This window comes from Variovorax rhizosphaerae (genome assembly GCF_037889975.1).
Classification (GTDB): domain Bacteria; phylum Pseudomonadota; class Gammaproteobacteria; order Burkholderiales; family Burkholderiaceae_C; genus Variovorax; species Variovorax rhizosphaerae.
In genome coordinates this window covers 100687-122418 of the sequence record NZ_JBBKZT010000014.1, presented here as the reverse complement: position 1 = coordinate 122418, position 21732 = coordinate 100687, and the positions used below count along the sequence as shown (strand labels likewise).

Sequence of the window (21732 nt, the reverse complement as noted above, 5' to 3'; positions counted from 1 at the left end):
CGGCCGACCGAAGCGCGCGAACATGGACCTGCAACAGTGCTTCCCAAATCAACTCCAGGAGACAGCAAGATGAATCTGGGTGAAATGCTCGCGGGCAAACGGGTACTGGTCACGGGCGCCTCGTCCGGACTCGGCGAAAACTTCGCGCGGCTTGCCGCGGGTTGCAAGGCCAAGGTGGTGATCGCGGCGCGGCGCAAGAGCAGGCTCGATGCCTTGGCCGCCGACTTGGAAAAGCTGGGGTCGCCGCAGGTCACGGTGCTGGAAATGGACGTGGCCTCCGAACAGTCGATCGATGACGCCTTCGCGGAAATCGACGCCTCGGGCGACCTCCTTGACGTCGTCGTCAACAACGCGGGCGTGGGCCCCGATGGCGCCGCCCTGACCTTTCCGACGAAGGATTTCGACGACCTGATGAACATCAACGTGCGCGGGGTCTGGCTGGTCGCCGTCCGTGCCGCCCGACGCTGGCAGGCGGCCGGCCGCGGCGGGTCGATCGTCAACATCGCGTCCATCCAGGGCGAGCGCGTGATGCCGGGGATCACGCCGTACTCGACCTCCAAGGCGGCCGTCGTGCACATGACGAAGAGCCTGGCGCTCGAATGGGCGCGCTACAACATCCGTGTCAATGCGATCGAGCCCGGCTACATCGGCACCGAGATGACCGATGCGATCTGGGAGACGGAGCACGGCAAGGCGCTGATCAAGCGCATCCCGATGCGCCGGCTGGGCAAGCCCGAGGAACTCAATGGCCTGCTGCTGTTGATGGCGACTGACGCGGGGTCGTGGATGACGGGGGCTTGCGTGCCGGTGGATGGCGGGCACCTTTGCTCGTCGCTGTAGGCCGCGGGTGGGGGCGGTGCGGCACGACCTCGAACGGTTCGAGCACGATCTGGCGCGGCTGATCGGCAGGCCCACGCTCCTGCGCCCGTTCACTTGCGACGGTGACCCGCTTCGATGCGAGGCGATGGTCGTCGGCACCAACCCCGCGACGGCCATGCCCACCGATTGGTGGATGCACTGGCGCGCCGGAAGCGGCTACGACATCGAGGCCTTCGAACGTGACTACGCGGCATGGCGCGAGTCCTCCGGCAAGCGCGGGACAAGCATCACGCGGGAGCGCCGCAACCAGATCGCGCAAGCCGCCCAAGGCTTTCGGGTCTTGCAGACGAACGCCTTTGCCTTCCCTTGCGGCAAGCCGCGCGACATACCCGCCACTCACCGCATCTACTTCGTGCTCGGGTTCCTGATCGAAGCGACGCAGCCGCGCATCATCCTGGCGCTGGGCGGCGAAGCACGCGCGGCACTCGATGCACTGGGCGTGCGTGGCTATCAGGCCGCGATGCACCCGGCTGGCCGGCCCAACATGACTTCGGCGGAGGCCCGCGACCTCGGAGCGCGGATGAGGCTTGCCTGTATGGCCACCATGCCGGGCGGCGGGGCCGCGGACCGCAGCGGGGTGTCGACGCGGCACATGGCCACGTCGGCTGTCAGTTCAACCGGCGCGCCCTCTCACGGAAGGGAAGCGGTTGTCACGACCGCCGCTCGCACGGACGCCGCGGTGACGGTACCGCGTACGAAGCGCGGTCCGGAAGACCCCGTGCGCGAAACCGAGCGGGAGAAGAAGGTGCGGCGGTACTTGCGCGCCGCGCGAGAGGTCGAGATCAAGCGCAGCAGCGACGCACGGAACAAACTCGAAGGCTGCAAGTTGAGGCTTGAACGGTTCTGGGCGGAACTCGGTTGGCCGCCGCCGGAGAACGAATTCGAGCGCGATGCGCTCAGGCGATCCGGCCTCCTGCATCGCTGCAAAGGCCAGACACGGTAGACGCTGAACGCACGAGCGCGTCAGGCGGCAGTCGAGCCGCGCTCCACGATCCGAAAGCCGATATCGACCACAGGCTTGGCAACGGCCTCGCCCCGACAGCGGTCGACGATCATCCGTGCCGCCAGCCGGCCGATCTCCGGACCATCGACGTGCACCGTGCTGATCGACGGCACCGTGTGCGCCGAGAAATCCGCGTTGCCGAAGCCGCAGATCGCCAGGTCCTCGGGCACGCGCAGCCCGCGGGCCTGGGCCTCGATCAGCACGCCGTGGGCCAACTGATCGGAACTGCAACAGACCGCCCGCAGCGCCGGTTCCTTCTGCAGCAACTCCGACAACGCCCGGCGGCCCAGCTCCAGGCTGCTCGGCGCTGGCACGATGGCCGTCGGCACGTCACGTCCGATGGTGGCCACGAAGCCGTCCCGCCGCATCAGCGCCCGATGGTCGCCCCCGGTGGCAACGCCGACCTTGTGCCAGCCCTTGCCGAGGAAGTAGCCCGCCACCGCGCCGCCGACCTTGAGCAGCGAGAAACCGACCAGCATGTCCACCGGCCGGTCGCTGAAATCCCAGGTCTCGACGACCGGGATGCCGGCGCGCTGCAGCCGCTCCCTGCCCGCCGGTGATTGCACCAGCCCGGTGATCACGATGCCGTCGGGGCGGCGGCTGATCATGGTGTTGAGCATGGCCTCCTCGCGCGCGCTGTCGTAGCCGGTCTGCCCGAGGATCAACTGGTAGCCCGCCTCGGCCAGCGACTCGTTCAGCGCCTGCACCGTGGGCAGGAATTGCGACACCGACAACGCCGGCACCAGCGCGGCGACCAGCAGGCTGCGCTTCGACTTCAGCCCGCCGGCCAGCAGGTTGGGGATGTAGCCCGTGACTTCGACCGCCTGCTTCACGCGTTCGATCGTCTTGTCCGACACCAGCCCCGGGTTGCTCAAGGCACGCGAGGCGGTGATCAGCGAGACGCCGGCTTCGCGCGCGACATCGTGCAGCGTGGCGGGCTTGATGGGGATGAGTGCGTTCATGGGCTCGGAGCGATTGACAACGTTAGCAATATAGCGCGGATTGCCCGCACATGAGAAGCCTTGGGAGTCGGTTTGCGTTGGCGGAAAATTCACCATTCCTGCCTCTGAAAGCCGCTCCGTCTCTCAGGGAAAACCCGCGCAACCTTTTCATTGACGCCAACAATGACAACGCTATCATTCAACGCATTCGACGCTGCATCCCGACGACACCGAAAGAATTGGGACAAGCAGCGCGGATCACCCACCGGCGCCCTCCGGCGCCCAGAAATGACAACGTTATCCATCTTGTCTGGAGACACCCCATGAAAAAGATCCTGTCCATCCTCGCTCTCGGCCTCAGCGCCCTCGCCGCGCAAGCCCAAACCTGGCCTGACAAGACGGTGACGCTGGTCGTCCCCTTCCCTCCGGGCGGCTCCACCGACCAGGTGGCGCGTGCCGTCGGCCCCAAGCTGACCGCCAAGTTCAAGCAGTCCTTCCTGGTCGACAACAAGGCCGGCGCGACCGGCACCATCGGCGCCACCTTCGTCAAGCGCGCCGCGCCGGACGGCTACACCTTCCTCGTCACCTCGCTCGGCCCTCTGGTCATCGTGCCGCACCTGGTCAAGAGCCTGCAGTACGACGCGCTGAAGGACTTCGACCTGATCACCGTCGCGGTGCAGTCACCGAACGTGCTGGTGGTGCCGATCAACTCGCCGCACAAGGCGGTCGCCGACGTCATCGCCTATGAAAAGGCCAACCCCGGCAAGATGAGCTTCGGCTCGGCCGGCAACGGTTCCAGCGACCACCTGACGGCCGAGCTGTTCTGGCAACAGACCGGCACGAGCGGCGTGCATGTGCCGTACAAGGGCGGTGCGCCAGTGCACACCGACCTCATGGGCAGCCAGCTCGACGCCTCGTTCCAGAACATCAACTCGGTGATCCAGTACATCAAGGGCGGCAAGATGCGCGCCCTCGCCGTGACGAGCCCGAAGCGCTCGCCGGTGCTGCCCGACGTGCCGACGCTGGCCGAAGCCGGTGTGAAGGGTGTCGAGGTCGCTTCGTGGCAGGCGATCGTTGCGCCGAAGGGGCTGCCGCCTGCCGTCAAGGAGAAGGCGCATGCCGCCTTCGTCGAGGCGCTGGCCGATCCGAAGGTGCAGGAGCAGTTCACCTCGATCGGCTTCGAGATGGTCGCCAACACGCCGGCCCAGTTCGCGGAGTTCCAGCAGAAGGAATATGCGCGCTGGAAGAAGGTCATCGAAGCCGGAAAGATCACCATCGATTGAAGGGGTGAATCTTTCTACTGCGGCCACCGATCTTGGGCCTGCGCTCCTCGGCCGTACGAGAGTACGGCTGCGGTGCTCGACCCAAGCTCGGCGCCCTCGCTACGAAATCTTCACCCCTTCAAAACGCCGTTCACGAGCAACTCGACATGACCACCAATCCCTCTTCCATCTCCATCGCCGACCAGATCACCTGGGTCCGCGTCTCCTCCTGCTACCTGCCGCTGGCCAACCCGATCAGCGACGCCAAGGTGCTGACCGGCCGCCAGAAGCCGATGACCGAGATCGCGATGCTGTTCGCCGAGATCGAGACCAAGGATGGCCATCGCGGCCTTGGCTTCAGCTACTCGAAGCGCGCGGGCGGCCCCGGCCAGTTCGCGCATGCCAAGGAAATCGCACCGGCCCTGATCGGCGAAGACCCGAACGACATCTCCAAGCTCTGGACCAAGCTCTGCTGGGCCGCCGCATCGGTCGGCCGCAGCGGCATGGGTGTGCAGGCCATCGGCGCCTTCGACGTGGCGCTGTACGACCTGAAGGCCCGGCGCGCGGGCCTGTCGCTGTCCAAGCTGCTCGGCTCGCAGCGCGACTCGGTCCGCTGCTACAACACCTCGGGCGGCTTCCTGCACACGCCGCTGGACCAGTTGAAGGTCAACGCAGCGGCGTCGCGTGAACGCGGCATCGGCGGCATCAAGCTCAAGGTCGGCCAGCCCGACCGCAAGCTGGACATCCAGCGCGTCGAAGCCATCCGCAAGCACCTCGGCGACGACGCCCCGCTGATGGTCGATGCCAACCAGCAATGGGACCGCCCGACCGCGCAGCGCATGTGCCGCATCTTCGAGCAGTTCGACCTGGTCTGGATCGAGGAGCCGCTCGACGCCTATGACTTCGAAGGCCACGCCGCCCTGGCCGCGACCTTCGACACGCCGATCGCCACCGGCGAAATGCTCACCAGCGCCGCCGAGCATGGCGAGCTGATTCGCCACCGCGCCGCCGACTACCTGATGCCCGACGGTCCGCGCGTCGGCGGCATCACGCCCTTCCTCAAGATCGCCGCGCAGGCCGAGAACGCCGGCCTGAGCCTCGGCCCGCACTTCGCGATGGAACTGCATGTGCACCTGGGCGCCGTCTACGCGACGGAGCCCTGGGTCGAGCACTTCGACTGGCTCGAGCCGCTGTTCAACGAACGCCTCGAAATCAAGGACGGCCGCATGCTGGTGCCGACCCGCCCGGGCCTCGGCCTGAGCCTGAGCGAACAGGCGCAGGCCTGGACCCGCGAAGTCGCCGAGATCGGCAAGCGGGCCTGACCTCGCCACGCCCCTTCCATTCAGACATGATTCGAAGCCGATACGTCATTTCAACGTCACACTGAATCATCGGAGTCCCACGTGAAAAACGAAACACTGCCGCAGGCGCCCCTGTACATCACCATGCACGATGCCGACAACGTGGCCATCGTGGCCAACGACGGCGGCCTGCCCGCCGGCACGGTGTTCACCTCCGGCCTGACGCTTGTCGACAAGGTGCCGCAGGCGCACAAGGTCGCATTGGTCGACATTCCCGAAGGCGGCGAGGTGCGCCGCTACAACGTGCCGATCGGCTATGCGATCAAGGCCATTCCCGCGGGCAGCTGGGTGCATGAGCGCTTGCTCAAGATGCCCGCCGCGCGCGAGCTTGTCGGCCTGCCGATTGCCACCGTCAAGGTGCCGGAGCAGCCGGCGCTGGAGGGCTACACCTTCGAGGGTTATCGCAATGCCGATGGCTCGGTGGGCACGCGCAACATCCTGGCCATCACGCAGACCGTGCAATGCGTGGCCGGTGTCACCGAGTTCGCGGTCTCGCGCATCAAGTCCGAACTGCTGCCGCGCTTCCCGAACGTCGATGACGTGGTCGCGCTGGAACACAGCTACGGCTGCGGCGTGGCCATCGACGCACCCGACGCCGTCATCCCGATCCGCACGCTGCGCAACATCAGCCTGAATCCGAACTTCGGCGGCGAGGTGATGGTGGTGAGCCTGGGCTGCGAGAAGCTGCAGCCGGAACGCCTGATGCCACCCGGCACGATTCCCCTGGTCGACGAGCGCAACGTCGCGGACGTGGGCGACAACGCCGGCGCCAAGCTGGATGTGGTCTGCCTGCAGGACGACGCGCATGTGGGCTTCATGTCGATGGTCGAGTCGATCATGCGGCAGGCCGAGGAGCACCTGGAGCGGCTCAACGCGCGCAAGCGCGAGACGGTGCCGGCGAGCGAACTGGTGGTGGGCGTGCAGTGCGGCGGCAGCGATGCGTTCTCTGGCGTGACCGCGAATCCGGCGGTGGGCTATTGCACCGACCTGCTGGTGCGCGCCGGTGCGACCGTGATGTTCTCGGAGGTGACCGAAGTGCGCGACGGCATCGACCAACTCACGTCACGCGCCACGACGCCCGAAGTGGCCGAGGCGATGATCCGCGAGATGGCCTGGTACGACGCCTACCTGGACAAGGGGCGCGTGGACCGAAGCGCCAACACGACGCCGGGGAACAAGAAGGGTGGGTTGTCGAATATCGTCGAGAAGGCGATGGGCTCGATCGTGAAGAGCGGCAGTTCACCGATCTCGGGCGTGATCTCGCCGGGTGAGAAGCTGAAGCAGAAGGGCCTGATCTACGCGGCCACGCCCGCGAGCGACTTCATCTGCGGCACGTTGCAACTCGCCGCCGGGATGAACCTGCATGTGTTCACCACCGGGCGCGGCACGCCCTATGGCCTGGCGGAAGTGCCTGTCATCAAGGTCGCCACGCGCGCCGACCTGGCGCGTCGCTGGCACGACCTCATGGACATCAACGCGGGCACCATCGCTACGGGTGAGAAGACGATTGCGGACGTGGGCTGGGAGATGTTCCAGCTGATGCTCGACGTGGCGAGCGGGCGCAAGAAGACGTGGGCGGAGCATTGGAAGCTGCACAACGCGTTGGTGCTGTTCAATCCGGCGCCAGTCACCTGAACAGATCACTGTGCTGGCGTCCACCCGAGGGACGCCGCGTCCCCTGCTCAGCGCTGCGCCGCGATGCGTTCCCAAGCATCTCGTGGGTTGAGGATCGCGATGCCTGCATGGCTTTGCATCTGGAGCAAGTCGCGGTCGCCTGAGACGATCAGTTCGACCTGGCCGGCCACTGCCGCGGCCACCACGTGGTCATCGTCAACGTCGTTGGGTACAACGCGGGGCACGTCGAAGGGGTGAACCATCGTGACGATGGCTTGATACTGCGTCACCAGCTCGGCCACGCTCGTATCCAACTGCACCAGCCGCTGGGTCAGCCTGGGGTAGTTCAGGATGCGATGCAACTCGGCGAGCAGAACCGGGCTGCTGACCAGGACAATCTGGCCGTCCAGCGCCAGGTTGCGCAGATGGCGCGGAGGGCCTCCCCACAACAACGCACTGACGACCACGTTGGTGTCCAGCACCAGCCGGCCCTCCGTGGCGGGCGTGACCGAAAAGCCCACCATCAGTTGCCGTTGCCCTGACGACGTTCGGCCCGATCGCGACGGATCTCCTCCATGAGTTCCTGCTCCAATTCGGGCGGCATCTCTTCGTCGTCAGGCAAGCGCTTGTCCAGTGCGCGCAGACCTTCGATGGCGGCTGCGCGTTGCTCTCGTGCGGTGAGAAATTCCACGAAGTCCGCCACTTCGGCGATACGGCCGGGTGGCAGTTGCTTCAGGCGTTCAATCAAGCGGATCTCGAGTGCGGTCATGGCTAAGACTCCTGAGCCGCACGCGGCGGCCGATCTTCATTTGTACCGTAGTTCGGCAACACGGTGTTGCACGGTGGCCCGAACTTCAGACTACACAGCGATGAAGGAAAAAGGCTCGGCCTCCCGCAGCATCCGTAGCCGATACAAGCTGCTGTGTCCCCAAACGACGGCCCGGCCAATCCCCGTATCCGGCGCTCAAGGACGTGGCTGCAGCGCCGCATGCCGCGCGGCCTGCACGATGCTCGCGGCATCCACCCCGAAGAAGTCGCGCAACGCGGCCCGCGTATCGCTGCGGCCAAACCCATCGGTGCCGAGCGTGACGTAGCGGCGGCCTGCCGGCAGGTAGGCACGCACGCTTTCCGGCACGGCGCGCACATAGTCGGTGGCGGCGATGATGGGCCCGTTGCCGCGAGCAAGCTGCTGTGCAATGAACGACTGGCCTGATACTTCTTCGCGCAAGCCGGCCTGCTCGCAGGTCGCGCCGTCGCGCGCCAGCTCGCTCCAGCTCGTCACGCTGATCACCTCCGTCGCGATGCCCTCGACCGCCAGCAACTCTGCGGCCTTGATCACTTCCGTGAGGATCGCGCCTGAGCCCATCAGCGTCACCTGCGTCTCGGCGGCATCGGCAGGGAAGCGACCATAGCGATAGCACCCGCGCAATACATCGCCATGCACTTCCGCCGGCAGGCTCGGCTGCGCGTAGTTCTCGTTCATCAGCGTGACGTAATAGAACACGTCCTGCTGCTCGACCATCATCTCGCGGATGCCCGCATCGATGATCACCGCCATCTCGCCCGCGAAGGCCGGGTCGTAGGCCTTGCAGTTGGGGATGGTCGCGGCGACCAGGTGGCTGGTGCCGTCCTGGTGCTGAAGGCCTTCGCCGCCGAGCGTGGTACGGCCCGAGGTCGCACCCAGCAGGAAGCCGCGCGAGCGCTGGTCCGCCGCTGCCCAGATCGCATCACCCACGCGCTGGAAGCCGAACATCGAGTAGTAGATGTAGAAGGGCAGCATCGCGAGGCCGTGCACGCTGTAGCTCGTGGCCGCGGCCGTCCAGCTGGCGATGGCGCCGGCCTCGCTGATGCCTTCCTCGAGGATCTGGCCGTCGGTGGCTTCGCGGTAGCTGAGGATGGTGTCGATGTCTTCCGGCGCATAGCGCTGGCCGACGCTCGAGTAGATGCCGACCTGCTTGAACAGGTTGGCCATGCCGAAGGTGCGCGCCTCGTCGGCCACGATGGGCACCACGCGCGGGCCGATCTGCTTGTCCTTCAGCAGGTTGCCGAGCATGCGGACGAAGGCCATCGTGGTGCTCATGTCCTTGCCGTCGGCTTCGATGGCGAACTTGGCGTACGCGGCCAGATCAGGCTTGGGCACCACGTCGCACGCCGTCTCGCGCCGCGGCATCGCGCCGCCGAGCGCTTGGCGGTGCTGCTTCAGGTATTGCATCTCCACGCTGTCATCGGCTGGCTTGTAGAAGGCCAGCGAGGTGGCCTGCTCATCGCTGAGCGGCAGGTTGAAGCGGTTGCGAAAGCCGATGAGGTCAGCGCTCTCGAACTTCTTGTGCGAGTGCGTGGTCATCTTGCCCTGCCCCGCGCCCATGCCGTAGCCCTTCTTGGTGTGCGCGAGGATCACGGTCGGCTGGCCCTGGTGGGCGGCCGCCGCGGCATAGGCGGCGTGGATCTTTACGAGGTCATGGCCGCCGCGCTTCAGGCGGTCGATCTGCTCGTCGGTCATGCCTTGCGCCAGCTTCGCGAGTTCCTCGTTCTGGCCGAAGAAGGTGTCGCGGTTGAAGCGACCGTCCTTCGCGGCGAAGGTCTGCATCTGGCCGTCGACGGTGTTGGCGAAGGCACGCGCCAGGGCGCCGGTGGTGTCGCGTGCGAAGAGGCCGTCCCAGTCGCTGCCCCACACCAGCTTGATGACGTTCCAGCCGGCGCCGGCGAAGAGCTTCTCCAACTCGTCGATGATGCGACCGTTGCCGCGCACCGGGCCGTCGAGGCGCTGCAGGTTGCAGTTGACGACCCACACCAGGTTGTCGAGCTTCTCGCGCGCGGCCAGGGTCAGGGCGCTCATCGATTCGGGCTCGTCCATCTCGCCGTCGCCGAACACGCCCCACACCTTTCGTGCGCCGCAGTCGAGCAGGTTGCGGTGCGTGAGATAGCGCATGAAGCGGGCGTGGTAGATCGAGCTGATCGGGCCGATGCCCATCGAGCCGGTGGGGAACTGCCAGAAATCGGGCATCAGGTACGGATGCGGGTAGCTGCTCAAGCCGCGTGCGCCCTCGCCCTTCGTGAAGGCCGGCGCGGTCAGTTCCTGGCGGTAGTGACTCAGGTCGTCTTCGCTCAGGCGCCCTTCGAGGAAGGCGCGCGCGTAGACGCCCGGCGCGCTGTGCGGCTGGAAGAACACCAGGTCGCCGCCATGGCCCGCATCCTTCGCGTGGAAGAAGTGGTTGAAGCCGGTTTCGAAGAGGTCCGCCGCGCTGGCGTAGCTGGCGATGTGCCCGCCGAGTTCGCCATACGAATGATTGGCGCGCACCACCATCGCCAGCGCGTTCCAGCGCATCAGCGAGGCCAGCCGTTCTTCGATCGCCAAGTCACCCGGGAACGCCGGCTGCTGGTCGACCGCGATGGTGTTGACGTAAGGCGTGCACAGCTCCGGCGCCCAGCCGATCCGCTGGTCCCGCGCCAGGCGCGCCAGTTCGTCGAGCATCCAGCGTGCGCGCGCCGGACCAGTCGACGCGACCAGCGCGGCAAAGGCTTCGCGCCATTCGGCGGTCTCCTGGGGATCGGAATCGGCAGCGCCGGAAACAAGGGCGGCAAGGTGCGGGGCGGAAAGGGCGTTCATGCCAGCACTTTAGAGCGCCCGGCCCGGAATGTGTTGCCGTCGAGGCATGTGGCCGCGCGATTCAACAGCATAAACTGCTTCAAATCCAGCAAACAACAGCATCCAATGAAGCTCGACAACCTCGACCTCCGCATCCTCGACGAGTTGCAACGCGACGGCGCGCTGTCGAACGTCGAGTTGGCGCGGCGCGTGCACCTGTCGCCCTCCCCCTGCCTGGCGCGGGTGAAGGCGCTCGAAGCCGCCGGCGTGATCGACCGCTATGTCGCCATCGCCAATTCGGCCGCCCTGGGCCTGGGCCTCAACGTCTTCATCTCCATCAGCCTCACGACGCAAAGCAAGGCGTCACTGGCCGCCTTCGAGCAACGCATCGTCGAGCACGACGAGGTGATGGAGTGCTACCTCATGACCGGCGACAGCGACTACCTGATCCGCGTCGCGGTGGCCGATATCGGGGCGCTGGAGAAGTTCATCCTGGAGCAACTCACGCCGATCGCCGGCATCGAGAAGATCCGGTCCAGCTTTGCGCTGAAGCAGGTGCGCTACAAGACCGCGCTGCCTTTGCCGAAAGGTTGAGATCGGATCATCATCCCGCGAGCGGCTACACGGAGACCGGCATGCACACGATGAGTTTTCAGGAGTTCGAATCGAGCGCGCTGGCGCAGGGCTTCGATGAAGTGCTCGAGCGCGTCTGGGAACCCGGCCAGGTGGTGGACACGCACACGCATCCGTTCGCGGTGAAGGCGCTGGTGGTGCGGGGCGAGATGTGGCTCACCGAGGGCGAGCAGACACGACGACTGGCGCCCGGAGATCGGTTCGAGCTGGACTTCGCCGCGCCACACGGAGAGCGCTACGGCAGCGAAGGTGCGACCTACTGGGTCGCTCGGCGCAATACCAAGCCGAACTGACGCCGCACCGAAATCCAGCCCGGCTAGAAAGCGCCGCGGGCGCTTCCCGGGGCCGGCCATCTTTCAAGCCGGTTGTTCCTTCAGGCCGGCTCTTCATCGCAAGCAGGCACTTCCGCCGCAGCCCCGAGATGAAACCGCCGCTGCCCCGCGCCATCCGTATGCGGATGACGCGCCGAGTCATACAGGCTGCGCGCCAGCGCCCGGTGCATCGCCAGCAAGGGCTCCAGTTCCACATCGACGAACTCGCCGTCGCGAATCCGCACGCGCCCATTGATCACGCTGAGTGACACGTTGATGCTCTGGCAGAACACCAGCGCCGCGACCGGGTCGTGTCCTGCGCCCGCATGCCCGACGCTGCGCATGTCGAAAGCCACCAGGTCGGCCGACATGCCCGGCGCCAGGGCCCCGATGTCATCTCGCCCCAGCACCTTGGCGCCGCCCAGCGTCGCCATCTCCAGCGTCTCGCGCGCCGTCAGCGCGGCCGGCCCGAAGCCGACGCGCTGCAGCAGCATCGCCTGCCGCGCCTCGCCCAGCATGTGCGCGCCGTCGTTCGAAGCGCTGCCGTCCACGCCCAGGCCGACCGGCACGCCCGCGCGCCGCATCGCGCCGATCGGCGCAATGCCAGAGCCGAGCCGCATGTTCGAACACGGGCAATGCGCCACGCCGGTACCGGTGCGCCCGAACAGCGCGATGCCCGCCGGGTCCAGCTTGACGCAGTGCGCATGCCACACATCGCGGCCGACCCAGCCCAGGTCCTCGGCGTACTCGGCCGGCGTCATGCCGAACTTCTCGCGCGAGTAGGCGATGTCGTTGTCGTTCTCGGCCAAGTGCGTGTGCAGCGAGACGCCGTACTCGCGCGCCAGGAAAGCCGATTCGCGCATCAGGTCGCGTGACACCGAGAACGGCGAGCACGGCGCCAGCACGATGCGCCGCATGCTGTGGCGCGACGCGTCATGCCAGCGCGTGATGAGGCGTTCGCTGTCCTTGAGGATCGCGGCTTCGCTCTCCACCACCGAATCGGGCGGCAGGCCACCGAGGCTCTGGCCCACGCTCATGCTGCCGCGCGCTGCATGGAAGCGCATGCCCATGGCCTCGGCCGCCTCGATCGAATCGTCGAGCCGCGCGCCGTTCGGGTAGAGGTAGAGGTGGTCGCTGGTGGTGGTGCAACCGGACAGCATCAACTCCGCCATCGCGGTCTGCGTCGAGACCTGCACCATCTTCGGCGTGAGCCGCGCCCACAGCAGGTAGAGGTTGGTGAGCCAGCCGAACAGCTCCGCATCCTGCGCCTCGGGCACCACGCGCGTGAGGCTCTGGTACATGTGGTGGTGCGTGTTGACCAGGCCCGGCATCAGCACATGGCCACGCAGGTCGATCGTGTCGGCCGTGCCGCATGCGATCGCGTCACGCCACTGCGGCGGCAGTTCGCTGGTCGGGCCGACCCAGGCGATGGCCGGGCCGTCGACCACGACAGCGCCATCGGCAATCTCGCGCCGTGCGGCGTCCATCGTGACCACCACGTCGGCGTGGCGCAGGATCAGGGGACGACTCGTTTTCATGTTGTTGCTCATGTCAGTTTTAGATGGGACCAAGGCGCCTGCGTGATGAAAGAAATTCGTACGTGGGTGGGTGGGGCCGAGGCCACCGGGTATTCCCCTCCGCGAATGTCCCCCGCCTTCGGCTCCTCCTTTATTTCGCTGCGGGGAACACCCGATGCCCTCGACCCGGGACACGCTGCGTCTCACCCGGGGATCAATCACGACCGTGATGGATCACGTCGATGGCGTGCTCCCCGCAGCGAAATAAAGGAGGAGCCGGCAGCCGAAGGCTGACGGCGGGGGACATTCGCGGAGGGGAGTACGCCGTCGGCGTGATCCCGTCCCAGCCCGCCACCCGGGCTGCAGCAAACGTCTCTCAAGTTGCGACTGCGTGTCGCGGAACCGGGGTGCGGAATCTCAGGCCTCGGCCGAATGCGCCGTACCCGCAGCCAGCGCGAAGGAACGCTCCCGCGACAACACGCCGTGATAGAACAAGTTCAGCACCACCGCCGAGATCGTGCCCAGCACGATGCCGCTGTGCGTGATCGGATGCGTCCAGGCCGGCAGGTGCTGGAAGAAGGTCGGCGACAGCGTCGGGATCAGGCCGAGGCCGATCGAGATCGCGATCACATACAGCGCATGCTTGTTCGCCGCATAGTCGATCGAGCCCAGGATGCGCACACCCGTCGCCGCGACCATGCCGAACATCACGATGCCCGCACCACCCAGCACGAAAGTCGGCACCGAGGCCACGATGTGCGCCACCTTCGGGAACAGCGCCAGCAGGATCAGGAACACGCCGCCCATGGCCGCCACGTAGCGCGAGCGAACGCCCGTCACCGTGACCAGGCCGACGTTCTGCGAGAACGAGGTGTACGGGAAGGTGTTGAAGACGCCGCCGATCACGGTGCCGAGGCCGTCGGCACGCAGGCCGCGGGTCAGCATCTGCGGCGTCATGCGGCGGCCGGTGATCTCGCCGAGCGCGAGGAACATGCCGGTCGATTCCACCAGGGTGATCAGCATGACGATGCACATCGAGACGATGGCTGGCACGCTGAAGCTCGGCATGCCGAAGTGGAAGGGCGTGGTCAACGCGACCCAACTGGCTTCCTCGATGCCGTCGAAGCTCATGAGGCCCAGCGACAGCGAAATCACGACGCCCGCGATGATGCCGAGCAGGATCGCGATGTTGGCCCAGAGGCCACGACCGAAGCGCGTGATGGCCAGCACCACGCACAGCACCAGCGTCGCAATCGCGAGCTTGGCCGGATCGCCGTAGCTCGGGTTGGCGACGGCATGTGCGACACCGTCGATCATGCGGGTCGAGCTCGGTTGTCCGCCCGCGGCCCAGTTGATCGCCACGCCCATCAGCGAGACGCCGATCAGCGTGATCACGGTGCCCGTGACCAGCGGCGGGAACACGCCGAGCATGCGCCCCATCATCGGCGCGACGAGCATGCCGAAGAAGCCGGCCGCGATGGTGGCGCCGTAGATGGCGCGGATGTCGAGCGAAGGATCGAGGCCGATCGCGATCATCGGGCCGACGGCCGCGAAGGTCACGCCCATCATCACCGGCATGCGGATGCCGAAGCCCCAGATGCCCAGCGCCTGGATCAGCGTGGCGATGCCGGCGGCCAGCAGGTCGGCGTTGATGAGGAAGGCGATGTCGGCCTTCGAGAGCCCCAGGGCGCCACCGACGATGAGCGGCACCGCGACGGTGCCCGCGTACATCACGAGGACGTGCTGCAGGCCCAGGGCCGCGCAGCGTGGAAGGGGGACTTTCTGGTCGACCGCGTCGCGCGTGGCGTCGTCTCCGGCGGCGGTCGTGTTCGTGTGGGAACGCATGTCTCTGGACCTTTCTGAGTGGGGCGCTCGAATGGCGCATCTGTCGGCGGGACCGGAGTATGGAAGCGCACCCGGGTCTCGCGCAAAGTCAATAAATCGCGCGGCGCGTCCACTAAAAGTGCACGTCCGGGAAGACCCGGGTTGCGTCTTCAGCGCGGCACGGACCCCTTTCCGCACAAGGGTCGAGGCCCTGGCGGGACGCTGGGGATGCAAGCGATGATCTGCAACCCTTGATCCTTGCCAAGCCCTTGATGATGAAACCCGCCTCGGTCATGCTGCTGCTCCTCGCCAGCTGCGCGATCGCGCTGGCCGCACCCGCCATGTTCCAGGACCGCCTGCTCTACTACCCCGACAAGGCGCCCATCGCCGAGATGGTGTCCCCCGGGCTCGCCGCCTGGCCGTCGGATGGCGACTTCCGCGGACTGGTCGCGCAACCGTCGGGCGCTGCTGCGCGGGGCACGGCCCTCGTGTTTCACGGCAATGCCGGCCATGCGGGGCATCGCAGCTACTACGCCGCGACGCTGACCCGACTCGGCCTGCGCGTGATCCTGGCCGAGTACCCGGCCTACGGTCCGCGTGAAGGCGCGGTCGGCGAGCGCAGCCTGGTCGACGATGCGGCGCAGAGCATCGCGCAGGCCCACAACCTGTACGGCGCGCCCTTGCTGGTGGTCGGCGAATCACTGGGGGCCGGCGTGGCGGCCGCGGCAAGTGCGAAGCAACGCGAGAGCGTCGCGGCCCTGATGCTGATCACGCCATGGGACAAGCTGGAAAACGTCGCGAGCCACCACTATCCGTGGCTGCCTGTGGGTTGGCTGCTGCGCGATCGCTATGACAGCGCAGCAAATCTCGCGGCCATCAGCCGCCCTGTGATGGTGGTCGTCGCCGAGCGAGACAGTGTGGTGCCGGCCCGCTTCGGCACGGCCCTGTACGAAGGGCTGCCGAGCCCCAAGCGCCTGGAGGTGGTGCGGCGCGCGGACCACAACGACTGGCCCCGGTCGGTGGACGACGCCTGGTGGCGCAGCGCGATGCAGTTCCTGCTGCTCGAGCCCGCTTCCCGATGAGTCCTTAACTCGCCACCATCGCTTCCTCGATGCAGACGATCACCTGCTGCACCAGCACCTCCGCCGCGGCACTGAGCGTGGCACCCGCCCGCGTCACCAGCGCCAGGCTTTGCGGGCTCAGCCCGCTGTCGCGCAACGGCACGAAAACCAGCGCGCCGGCGCGCACGTCATCGCTGACATCGAGCCGGTTGAGCAGGCTGACTCCCGCGCCCTGCCGCGTGAGCTGGCGCATGAGCGCGGTCGAGGTGGTCTCGATGACCGGCGCCACGCTGATGGCCGAGCGTCCCAGCGCACCGTCGAGGATCGGACGCAAGGTCAGCGAGGCGGTCGGCAGGATCAGCGGAAAGCCGACGCAATCGGCCAGCGTGGTGGACGCACGCGCGCTCAGCGCATGGCCCGGCGGCACCACCGCGCCGATCGGCCATTCGCTGGTGAACAGCGTGCGCAGGCCGGCGTTGTCCGGCACGTCGTAGGCCAGCGCCACGTCCACGTCGCCTTCGGTCGCGGCGCGCAGCAGCGCGGTGATCTGCATGTCGATGAGCTTGAGGTAGATGCCGGGGTAGCCCGCGCGACAACGCTGCGCCACCGTCGGCAGGAAAGCGCTGGCCAGCCCCGCCGTGGTCGCCAATGAAGCCTCGCCCTGCCGCAGCCCGCGCACCGCATCGATCTGCTGCCGCACCCCGTCGAACTCGCGCAAGGTGCTGCGCGCATGCGCCAGCACGATCTCGCCGACCGGCGTGAGCTTGAGCTTGTTGTGGATGCGCTCGAACAGCGGTGCACCCAGCTCCGCTTCGAGATTCAGGATCTGCCGGTTGACCGCCGTCGGCACCACATGCAGTTGCTCGGCCGCCTTGCGGATCGAACCCGCGCGCACCACCTCGACGAAATAGCGGACGACCTTGGCGTGCATCGAGGGGCCACCCGCGCTAGACGTTGCCGGCGATCGCGTCGCCGGGCCACACGCCGGTGGTGCCACGCATCGAAGCTCGCTGCCCCAGCATCTCCGCCAGCCGCGCAAGCGCATCACGCGCCGACGGCACCAGCACGGTCGATCGCGTCAGCATCAGGTTCAGCCGCTGCCCGAGCCCCTCGACCATCACGCCGCTGTCGGCCTCGCGCAGCACGCCTTCGCCATCGCTGACACAGGCCACGGTGGCGCACACGCGTTGCGCATAGCTGCCTTCCGCCACGCCATAGCCCACCACCGGCTTGCCCAGCGCCACGGCAAAGCCCACCTCGAACACCGTGCCCGAATCCGGCTCGTGCCCCCGAAACGGCACGAGGTTGGCCACGACCCCGTCCGCCTCGCGGATGAGCCGGATGTTGCCCTCATAGATGCGCTGCGCACGCGAGTCGTCGGTGCCATCGAAACCCTCGTCGATACCGGCATCCGACGGCGCCAGTCCGACCATGCCAAGGCGCTCACACTCCGCCTTCAGCGCACGGAAGATCGACGCGCAGTCGCGAAAGAAGACATCGGGTCCGGCAAGGTACACACGGGGTCGGCGGGGGAAGGAAGGCGGGCTCGGGATCGATGGCATGTCGGCGTCTCAAAAGCAGATGATGCCTTCCTTCATCACCATGCGCAGGTTCGACTGCTTCTGCAACAGCCCGACATCCTCGGTCGGATCGCCTTCCACCAGCAGCAGGTCCGCGAGAAAGCCTTCCCGCACCAGCCCCAGTTCATGGCGCAGCCCCATCAGGTCGGCGCCGACCGCGGTGGCGCAGCGCAACGCATCCGCCGTGCTGAAGCCGAAGAACTCCACGAAGTGCGAGATGTCCCGCGCATTGGTGCCCATCGGCGTGAGGCTGAAGCCATAGTCCCCACCCACCACGATGCGCACGCCGCGCTTGTGCAGTTCCTTGTAGGTGGCGATGCAGCTTTTGAACTTGTGCTCCATCTTCATCTGCTCGACCACCTCGCGCGGCATGCCGAAGAGCTCGTGCTCCTTCACCGTGTTGTGCAGCAGTCCGAAGGCCGGGCCGACGAACAGCTTGTCCTTGTTCGCCTCGAGCATGTCCAGCGCCTCGCTGTCGGCGTAGTCGCAGTGGTAGATGCAATCGATGCCGGCGCGCACCGCCATCTTCACGCTCTCGCTGGAGCGCGCATGCGCCACCGTCGTCTTGCCGTACTTGCGCGCGATCTCCATGAAGGCGTCGAGTTCGTCGACGCACAGCGGCGTCTGCTCGCCCAACGCATGCGGCACGAACTGGTCGCCCGAGATGTTGATCTTGAGGTTGTCCACGCCCTCGCGCACGCAGGTGCGCGCCGCCAGCCGCATCGCCTGCGGGCCGTCGGCCACCAGCCCGAAGCCGATGCGCTGCTGGTGCATCTGGCCTTCGTCGCCAAGGCCGCCGGTCACCGTCAGCTCCGGACCTGCGGCGCGCAGACGCGGACCGGCGAGTTGCCCCGCGTTGATCGCATTGCGCAGCGCCACGTCGATGCGCATGCGCGCCGATGCGGCCGAGAAGGCGCTGGTAAAGCCATGCCGCAGCAACAGCGTCGCGTTGGCCGCGGAGGCCAGCACATGGTCCTCCGGCGGGATGTTGCCGACGTCGGCATTGGAAGTGAGGGCCGTGAACGACAGGTGGCAGTGGCCCTCGACCAGGCCCGGCATCAGGGTGCAGCCGCTGCCGTCCACATGGCGGCCGACATCGCCGGTCTGCGCGCGCAAGGCGCCGCGCTGCTCGCTGATCCTTGCGATCCGCCCTTCGTCGACCAGCACATCCGCCGCACGCCGCCCGGCATGTTCCGCATCCCAGACCAGCGCGTTCTCGATGAGTGTCAGCATGGTTCCCTCGTCATGGAAAGGACTCGCAAAGTGTCCGCGCGAAGCCTGCGCGCCGCAAGGCGGGGAACGCGGGTCGTCAGCCTCCGGCCGGCCTCGCGCCCCGTGTCGATGACGATGCGCCTCCCCTCGATGGATTAGGGCAATCGGCGTATACGCCGTCTGCACCTTTGCGTTCCTGCCGCGCCGCAGCGACGATGGGCCATCGCACCAACGCTCGCATGCCCAGGAGTCGACATGGAACACGCCGCCATTTCCTTCTTTCGCACACCCCTGCTTGCCGCGGTATCGCTGCCCTTTCTCTGCGCGGCGTTGCCAGGTCCAGCCGGCCTCATCGAGCCGCCGCCCGTGGAAGGGAGCCCCGCGTACCTGGCGATCCAGCATTCGCACGATGCCTTCTCCACGCACTTCCACGTCAGTCTTTCCGACGCCGAGGAAGCGTTGGCCAGGATCCAGCAAGCCAACCAGCCCATCACGCCGGCTTTCTGAAGCAGGCTCTGCGGGAGGACCGCCAGGGGTGGCGGCTGCCCCCGACCGGACCTGCGTTGCCCTGCCTTGCATCGGCGGACTACGATCCATGCATTCGCCGCAACTGGCGAGCAAGGAACCCGCCATGGACCTCCGGCGCTGGGCGCACATCGTCGCCGTTGCCGACCGGCGCAGCTTCGTGCGCGCGGCCGAGCAGGTGCACCTCAGCCAGCCCGCCCTGACGCGCAGCATCCAGGCTGCCGAGTCGGAGTTGGGGTTGCTGCTGTTCGACCGCCGCGGGCATGACATCGTGCCGACGCCGGCCGGCGAATTCGTCGTCGAGCGCGCGCGCCAATTGGTGTTCAACAGCCGCTGCCTGGAGCGCGACATCCACCTCTACCGCAGCCATGGCCTCGGCGATACGGCCTTCGGCCTGGGGCCGTTCGCAGCGGCCAGTTTCGCGGCACCGCTGCTGGCGTCCTTGCGGCGCGAGTTTCCCGCCATCAACCTGCGGGTGGAGATCAGCAATTGGCAACTGTTGCTCAAGCGGCTGCTCGAGGAAGACATCGAATTTGTCGTCGCCGACATCACCGACCTGCCCGCCGACCCCGGCCTCCAGATCCGCCCCCTGCGCAAGGAGGCCGGCGGCTTCTACGTGCGCGCCGGCCATCCACTCACCGCGCACTCCAGCGTCACACTGAACCAGGTGTGGGAATACGGCGTGCTCTCGGTGCGGCTGCCCACCGCCAAGCGCAGCGTGCTGGCGCGCAAGCTCGGATTGGGCTCGCCCGACGATCTGGCATTGGCGCTCGAATGCGACGACCCCGCCCTGCTGAAGCGCCTGGTGTCCGAATGCGATTCGGCCGTGCTGCTGCCCCTTGTCGCCGTCGCGCAGGAGGTCGAGGCCGGCAGCCTGCAGCAGCTCGACGTCGACGGGCTTGCGTCGGCTTCCGCAATCATGGGCGTCGTCATGTTGCGCGGCCGCACGCCCTCGCCGATGGCCGAATTGATCATGGGCCGGCTGCCCACCGACGGCGTTGCGACGTCAACGAAGCCACGCGGCAAGACCGATCCGGCCCGGCGCGCGAAGCGGTCGGCCAGAGCCTCCGCGACAGCTACAAGACCAGCAGGGCCCGGAAATCGTTGACGTTGGTGTGGGTCGGCCCCGTCACCAGCAGATCGCCGATCGCATCGAAGTAGCCGTACGCGTCATTGCGATCCAGGTGATCGCTCAGCTTCCTGCCGGCCGCCTCCGCGCGGGCCAGCGTGTCGGGCGTGACGAAGGCGCCTGCGTTGTCTTCCACGCCGTCGATGCCATCGGTGTCGGCGGCCAGCGCCCAGACCGAGGCCTGCCCCATCAGCGCACCCGCCAGTCCCATGCAGAACTCGCCCGCGCGGCCGCCGCGCCCCTTGGCTTGGCCCGGCTGCCGCGGCCGGATCGTCACCGTCGTCTCACCGCCGGAAAGAATCACGCACGGCCGCGCGAACGGCGCACCGCGATGCGCCACGGCGCGCGCCAGCGCGGCATGCACCTTGCCCACCTCGCGCGATTCGCCCTCGATTTCGTCGCTGAGGATGTGCGCTTCGATGCCTGCTGCCCGCGCCGCCGCCGCGGCGGCTTCCAGCGACTGCTGCGGTGTGGCGAAGAGATGCACCTCGTTCGTCGCGAAGATCGCATCGCGCGGGTCCGGCGTCTCCAGCGCGCCGCTTTCAAGGCTGGCCCGCACCGGTTCCGGGATCTCGATGCGGTAGCGGTCGAGGATGGCCAGCGCATCGGCGCAGGTGCTTTCATCCGGCACGGTCGGGCCGCTCGCGATGATCGCCGGGTCATCGCCCGGCACGTCGCTGATCGTCAGCGTCACCACCTTGGCCGGCGCACACGCCGCGGCCAACCGGCCGCCCTTGATGCGCGAAAGGTGCTTGCGCACGCAGTTCATCTCGCCGATGACCGCGCCGCTGTCGAGCAGTTGCTTGTTGATGCGCTGCTTGTCGGCGAGCGTGAGTCCTTCGGCCGGGAGCACCAGCAGCGACGAGCCACCTCCCGAAATCAGGCAGAGCACCAGGTCGTCCGCCGTGAGCCCCTGGGCCAGCGCCAAGATGCGCTGCGCCGCCTGCTCGCCGGCGGCATCCGGCACCGGGTGCGCGGCCTCGACGATCTCGATGCGTTGCGGCAAGCCTTCGGGCCGCGGCGGGATGTGGTCGTAGCGCGTGACCACCAGGCCCGACAGCGGCGCATCCGCGGGCCACAACGCCTCCAGCGCCTGCGCCATCGAACCGCCCGCCTTGCCCGCGCCCAGCACCAGCGTGCGGCCCTTCGGCGGCGCCGGCAGATGCGCACCCATCGTCGACAAGGGCAGCGCACGGTCCACCGCCATGCGGTACAGGTGCTCCAGGAATTCGCGCGGCTGCGCGCGCGGGTCCGGCGCCCTCGGCAAGCCGGTGTTTGATGCGATCATTTGTGC

General features: G+C 67.3%; 19 protein-coding genes and 1 pseudogene. 10 read left to right on the top strand and 10 right to left on the bottom strand.

The features are described from left to right. Window positions 1-69 precede the first annotated feature (69 nt). On the top strand, window positions 70-840 hold the full coding sequence (locus tag WKW82_RS27105; protein WP_340345637.1) for an SDR family NAD(P)-dependent oxidoreductase: 771 nt from the start codon (window positions 70-72) through the stop codon (window positions 838-840). Continuing rightward, window positions 812-1822 carry a hypothetical protein gene (locus WKW82_RS27100; protein ID WP_340345636.1) on the top strand — a complete coding sequence of 337 codons (1011 nt, stop codon included), beginning with the start codon at window positions 812-814 and terminating at the stop codon, window positions 1820-1822. The genes WKW82_RS27105 and WKW82_RS27100 overlap by 29 nt, the downstream gene beginning before the upstream one ends. Before the next feature lie 20 nt (window positions 1823-1842). Here WKW82_RS27100 and WKW82_RS27095 read toward each other — a convergent pair whose 3' ends face one another. Beyond that, entirely contained in the window at window positions 1843-2844 is a 1002-nt protein-coding gene (locus WKW82_RS27095) for a LacI family DNA-binding transcriptional regulator (protein WP_340345635.1), read from the bottom strand. Between the two features lie 302 nt (window positions 2845-3146). On the opposite strand from WKW82_RS27095, the gene WKW82_RS27090 reads away from it, so the two are divergent. The 3 genes from WKW82_RS27090 to garD all read left to right on the top strand — a co-directional run bounded on the left by WKW82_RS27090 (window position 3147) and on the right by garD (window position 7081). Beyond that, on the top strand, window positions 3147-4106 hold the full coding sequence (locus WKW82_RS27090) for a Bug family tripartite tricarboxylate transporter substrate binding protein (protein WP_340345633.1): 960 nt from the start codon (window positions 3147-3149) through the stop codon (window positions 4104-4106). 146 nt (window positions 4107-4252) lie between these two features. Beyond that, window positions 4253-5407: an L-talarate/galactarate dehydratase gene (locus tag WKW82_RS27085; protein ID WP_340339095.1), complete on the top strand. Its 1155-nt coding sequence runs from the start codon at window positions 4253-4255 to the stop codon at window positions 5405-5407. 123 nt (window positions 5408-5530) lie between these two features. After that, window positions 5531-7081, top strand: coding sequence for a galactarate dehydratase (garD, locus tag WKW82_RS27080; protein WP_340345708.1), 1551 nt, complete (start codon window positions 5531-5533; stop codon window positions 7079-7081). Between the two features lie 47 nt (window positions 7082-7128). Here the strand turns inward: garD and WKW82_RS27075 are convergent, their stop codons facing one another. The 3 genes from WKW82_RS27075 to mdeB form a co-directional block, all read right to left on the bottom strand. Continuing rightward, complete coding sequence (locus WKW82_RS27075) at window positions 7129-7542, bottom strand: putative toxin-antitoxin system toxin component, PIN family (RefSeq protein WP_340345631.1); 414 nt, start codon at window positions 7540-7542, stop codon at window positions 7129-7131. 41 nt (window positions 7543-7583) lie between these two features. After that, window positions 7584-7829 (bottom strand): DUF2281 domain-containing protein, encoded by a 246-nt coding sequence (locus WKW82_RS27070; protein ID WP_340345629.1) that lies wholly within the window; start codon window positions 7827-7829, stop codon window positions 7584-7586. A gap of 195 nt (window positions 7830-8024) precedes the next feature. Continuing rightward, window positions 8025-10667, bottom strand: coding sequence for an alpha-ketoglutarate dehydrogenase (gene mdeB, locus WKW82_RS27065; protein WP_340345627.1), 2643 nt, complete (start codon window positions 10665-10667; stop codon window positions 8025-8027). Window positions 10668-10772: 105 nt separating this feature from the next. On the opposite strand from mdeB, the gene WKW82_RS27060 reads away from it, so the two are divergent. Together WKW82_RS27060 and WKW82_RS27055 are read left to right on the top strand one after the other, a co-directional pair. Further along, a complete protein-coding gene (locus tag WKW82_RS27060; RefSeq protein WP_340345626.1) occupies window positions 10773-11240 on the top strand; it encodes an Lrp/AsnC family transcriptional regulator in 468 nt (155 codons plus the stop codon). 41 nt (window positions 11241-11281) lie between these two features. After that, the gene (locus WKW82_RS27055) at window positions 11282-11572 is read left to right on the top strand and encodes a cupin domain-containing protein (RefSeq protein WP_340345624.1); all 291 of its coding nucleotides are present in this window, start codon (window positions 11282-11284) and stop codon (window positions 11570-11572) included. A gap of 167 nt (window positions 11573-11739) precedes the next feature. On the opposite strand, the pseudogene WKW82_RS27050 reads toward WKW82_RS27055, so the two are convergent. Then, window positions 11740-13140: pseudogene (locus tag WKW82_RS27050) on the bottom strand (8-oxoguanine deaminase); the annotation flags it as partial. 384 nt (window positions 13141-13524) lie between these two features. Beyond that, window positions 13525-14952, bottom strand: coding sequence for a nucleobase:cation symporter-2 family protein (locus WKW82_RS27045; protein WP_340345623.1), 1428 nt, complete (start codon window positions 14950-14952; stop codon window positions 13525-13527). A 254-nt stretch (window positions 14953-15206) separates the two neighbouring features. Between WKW82_RS27045 and WKW82_RS27040 the strand changes: the two genes are divergently transcribed. Beyond that, a complete protein-coding gene (locus WKW82_RS27040; RefSeq protein WP_340345707.1) occupies window positions 15207-16013 on the top strand; it encodes an alpha/beta hydrolase in 807 nt (268 codons plus the stop codon). 4 nt (window positions 16014-16017) lie between these two features. Here the strand turns inward: WKW82_RS27040 and WKW82_RS27035 are convergent, their stop codons facing one another. From WKW82_RS27035 to WKW82_RS27025, 3 genes are read right to left on the bottom strand one after another with little or no spacing between them, the layout of a single operon-like run. Beyond that, window positions 16018-16923 (bottom strand): LysR family transcriptional regulator, encoded by a 906-nt coding sequence (locus WKW82_RS27035; protein WP_340345621.1) that lies wholly within the window; start codon window positions 16921-16923, stop codon window positions 16018-16020. A gap of 16 nt (window positions 16924-16939) precedes the next feature. Further along, entirely contained in the window at window positions 16940-17554 is a 615-nt protein-coding gene (locus WKW82_RS27030) for a nucleoside 2-deoxyribosyltransferase (protein ID WP_340345620.1), read from the bottom strand. Between the two features lie 9 nt (window positions 17555-17563). Further along, window positions 17564-18805 carry a metal-dependent hydrolase family protein gene (locus tag WKW82_RS27025; RefSeq protein ID WP_340345618.1) on the bottom strand — a complete coding sequence of 414 codons (1242 nt, stop codon included), beginning with the start codon at window positions 18803-18805 and terminating at the stop codon, window positions 17564-17566. Between the two features lie 234 nt (window positions 18806-19039). On the opposite strand from WKW82_RS27025, the gene WKW82_RS27020 reads away from it, so the two are divergent. Both WKW82_RS27020 and WKW82_RS27015 read left to right on the top strand, forming a co-directional pair. Continuing rightward, window positions 19040-19291 (top strand): hypothetical protein, encoded by a 252-nt coding sequence (locus WKW82_RS27020; protein WP_340345616.1) that lies wholly within the window; start codon window positions 19040-19042, stop codon window positions 19289-19291. Window positions 19292-19379: 88 nt separating this feature from the next. Next, complete coding sequence (locus WKW82_RS27015; RefSeq protein WP_340345615.1) at window positions 19380-20417, top strand: LysR family transcriptional regulator; 1038 nt, start codon at window positions 19380-19382, stop codon at window positions 20415-20417. On the opposite strand, the gene WKW82_RS27010 is transcribed toward WKW82_RS27015, so the two are convergent. Continuing rightward, on the bottom strand, window positions 20386-21726 hold the full coding sequence (locus WKW82_RS27010) for a glycerate kinase type-2 family protein (RefSeq protein ID WP_340345614.1): 1341 nt from the start codon (window positions 21724-21726) through the stop codon (window positions 20386-20388). The genes WKW82_RS27015 and WKW82_RS27010 overlap by 32 nt on opposite strands. Window positions 21727-21732: the final 6 nt, after the last annotated feature.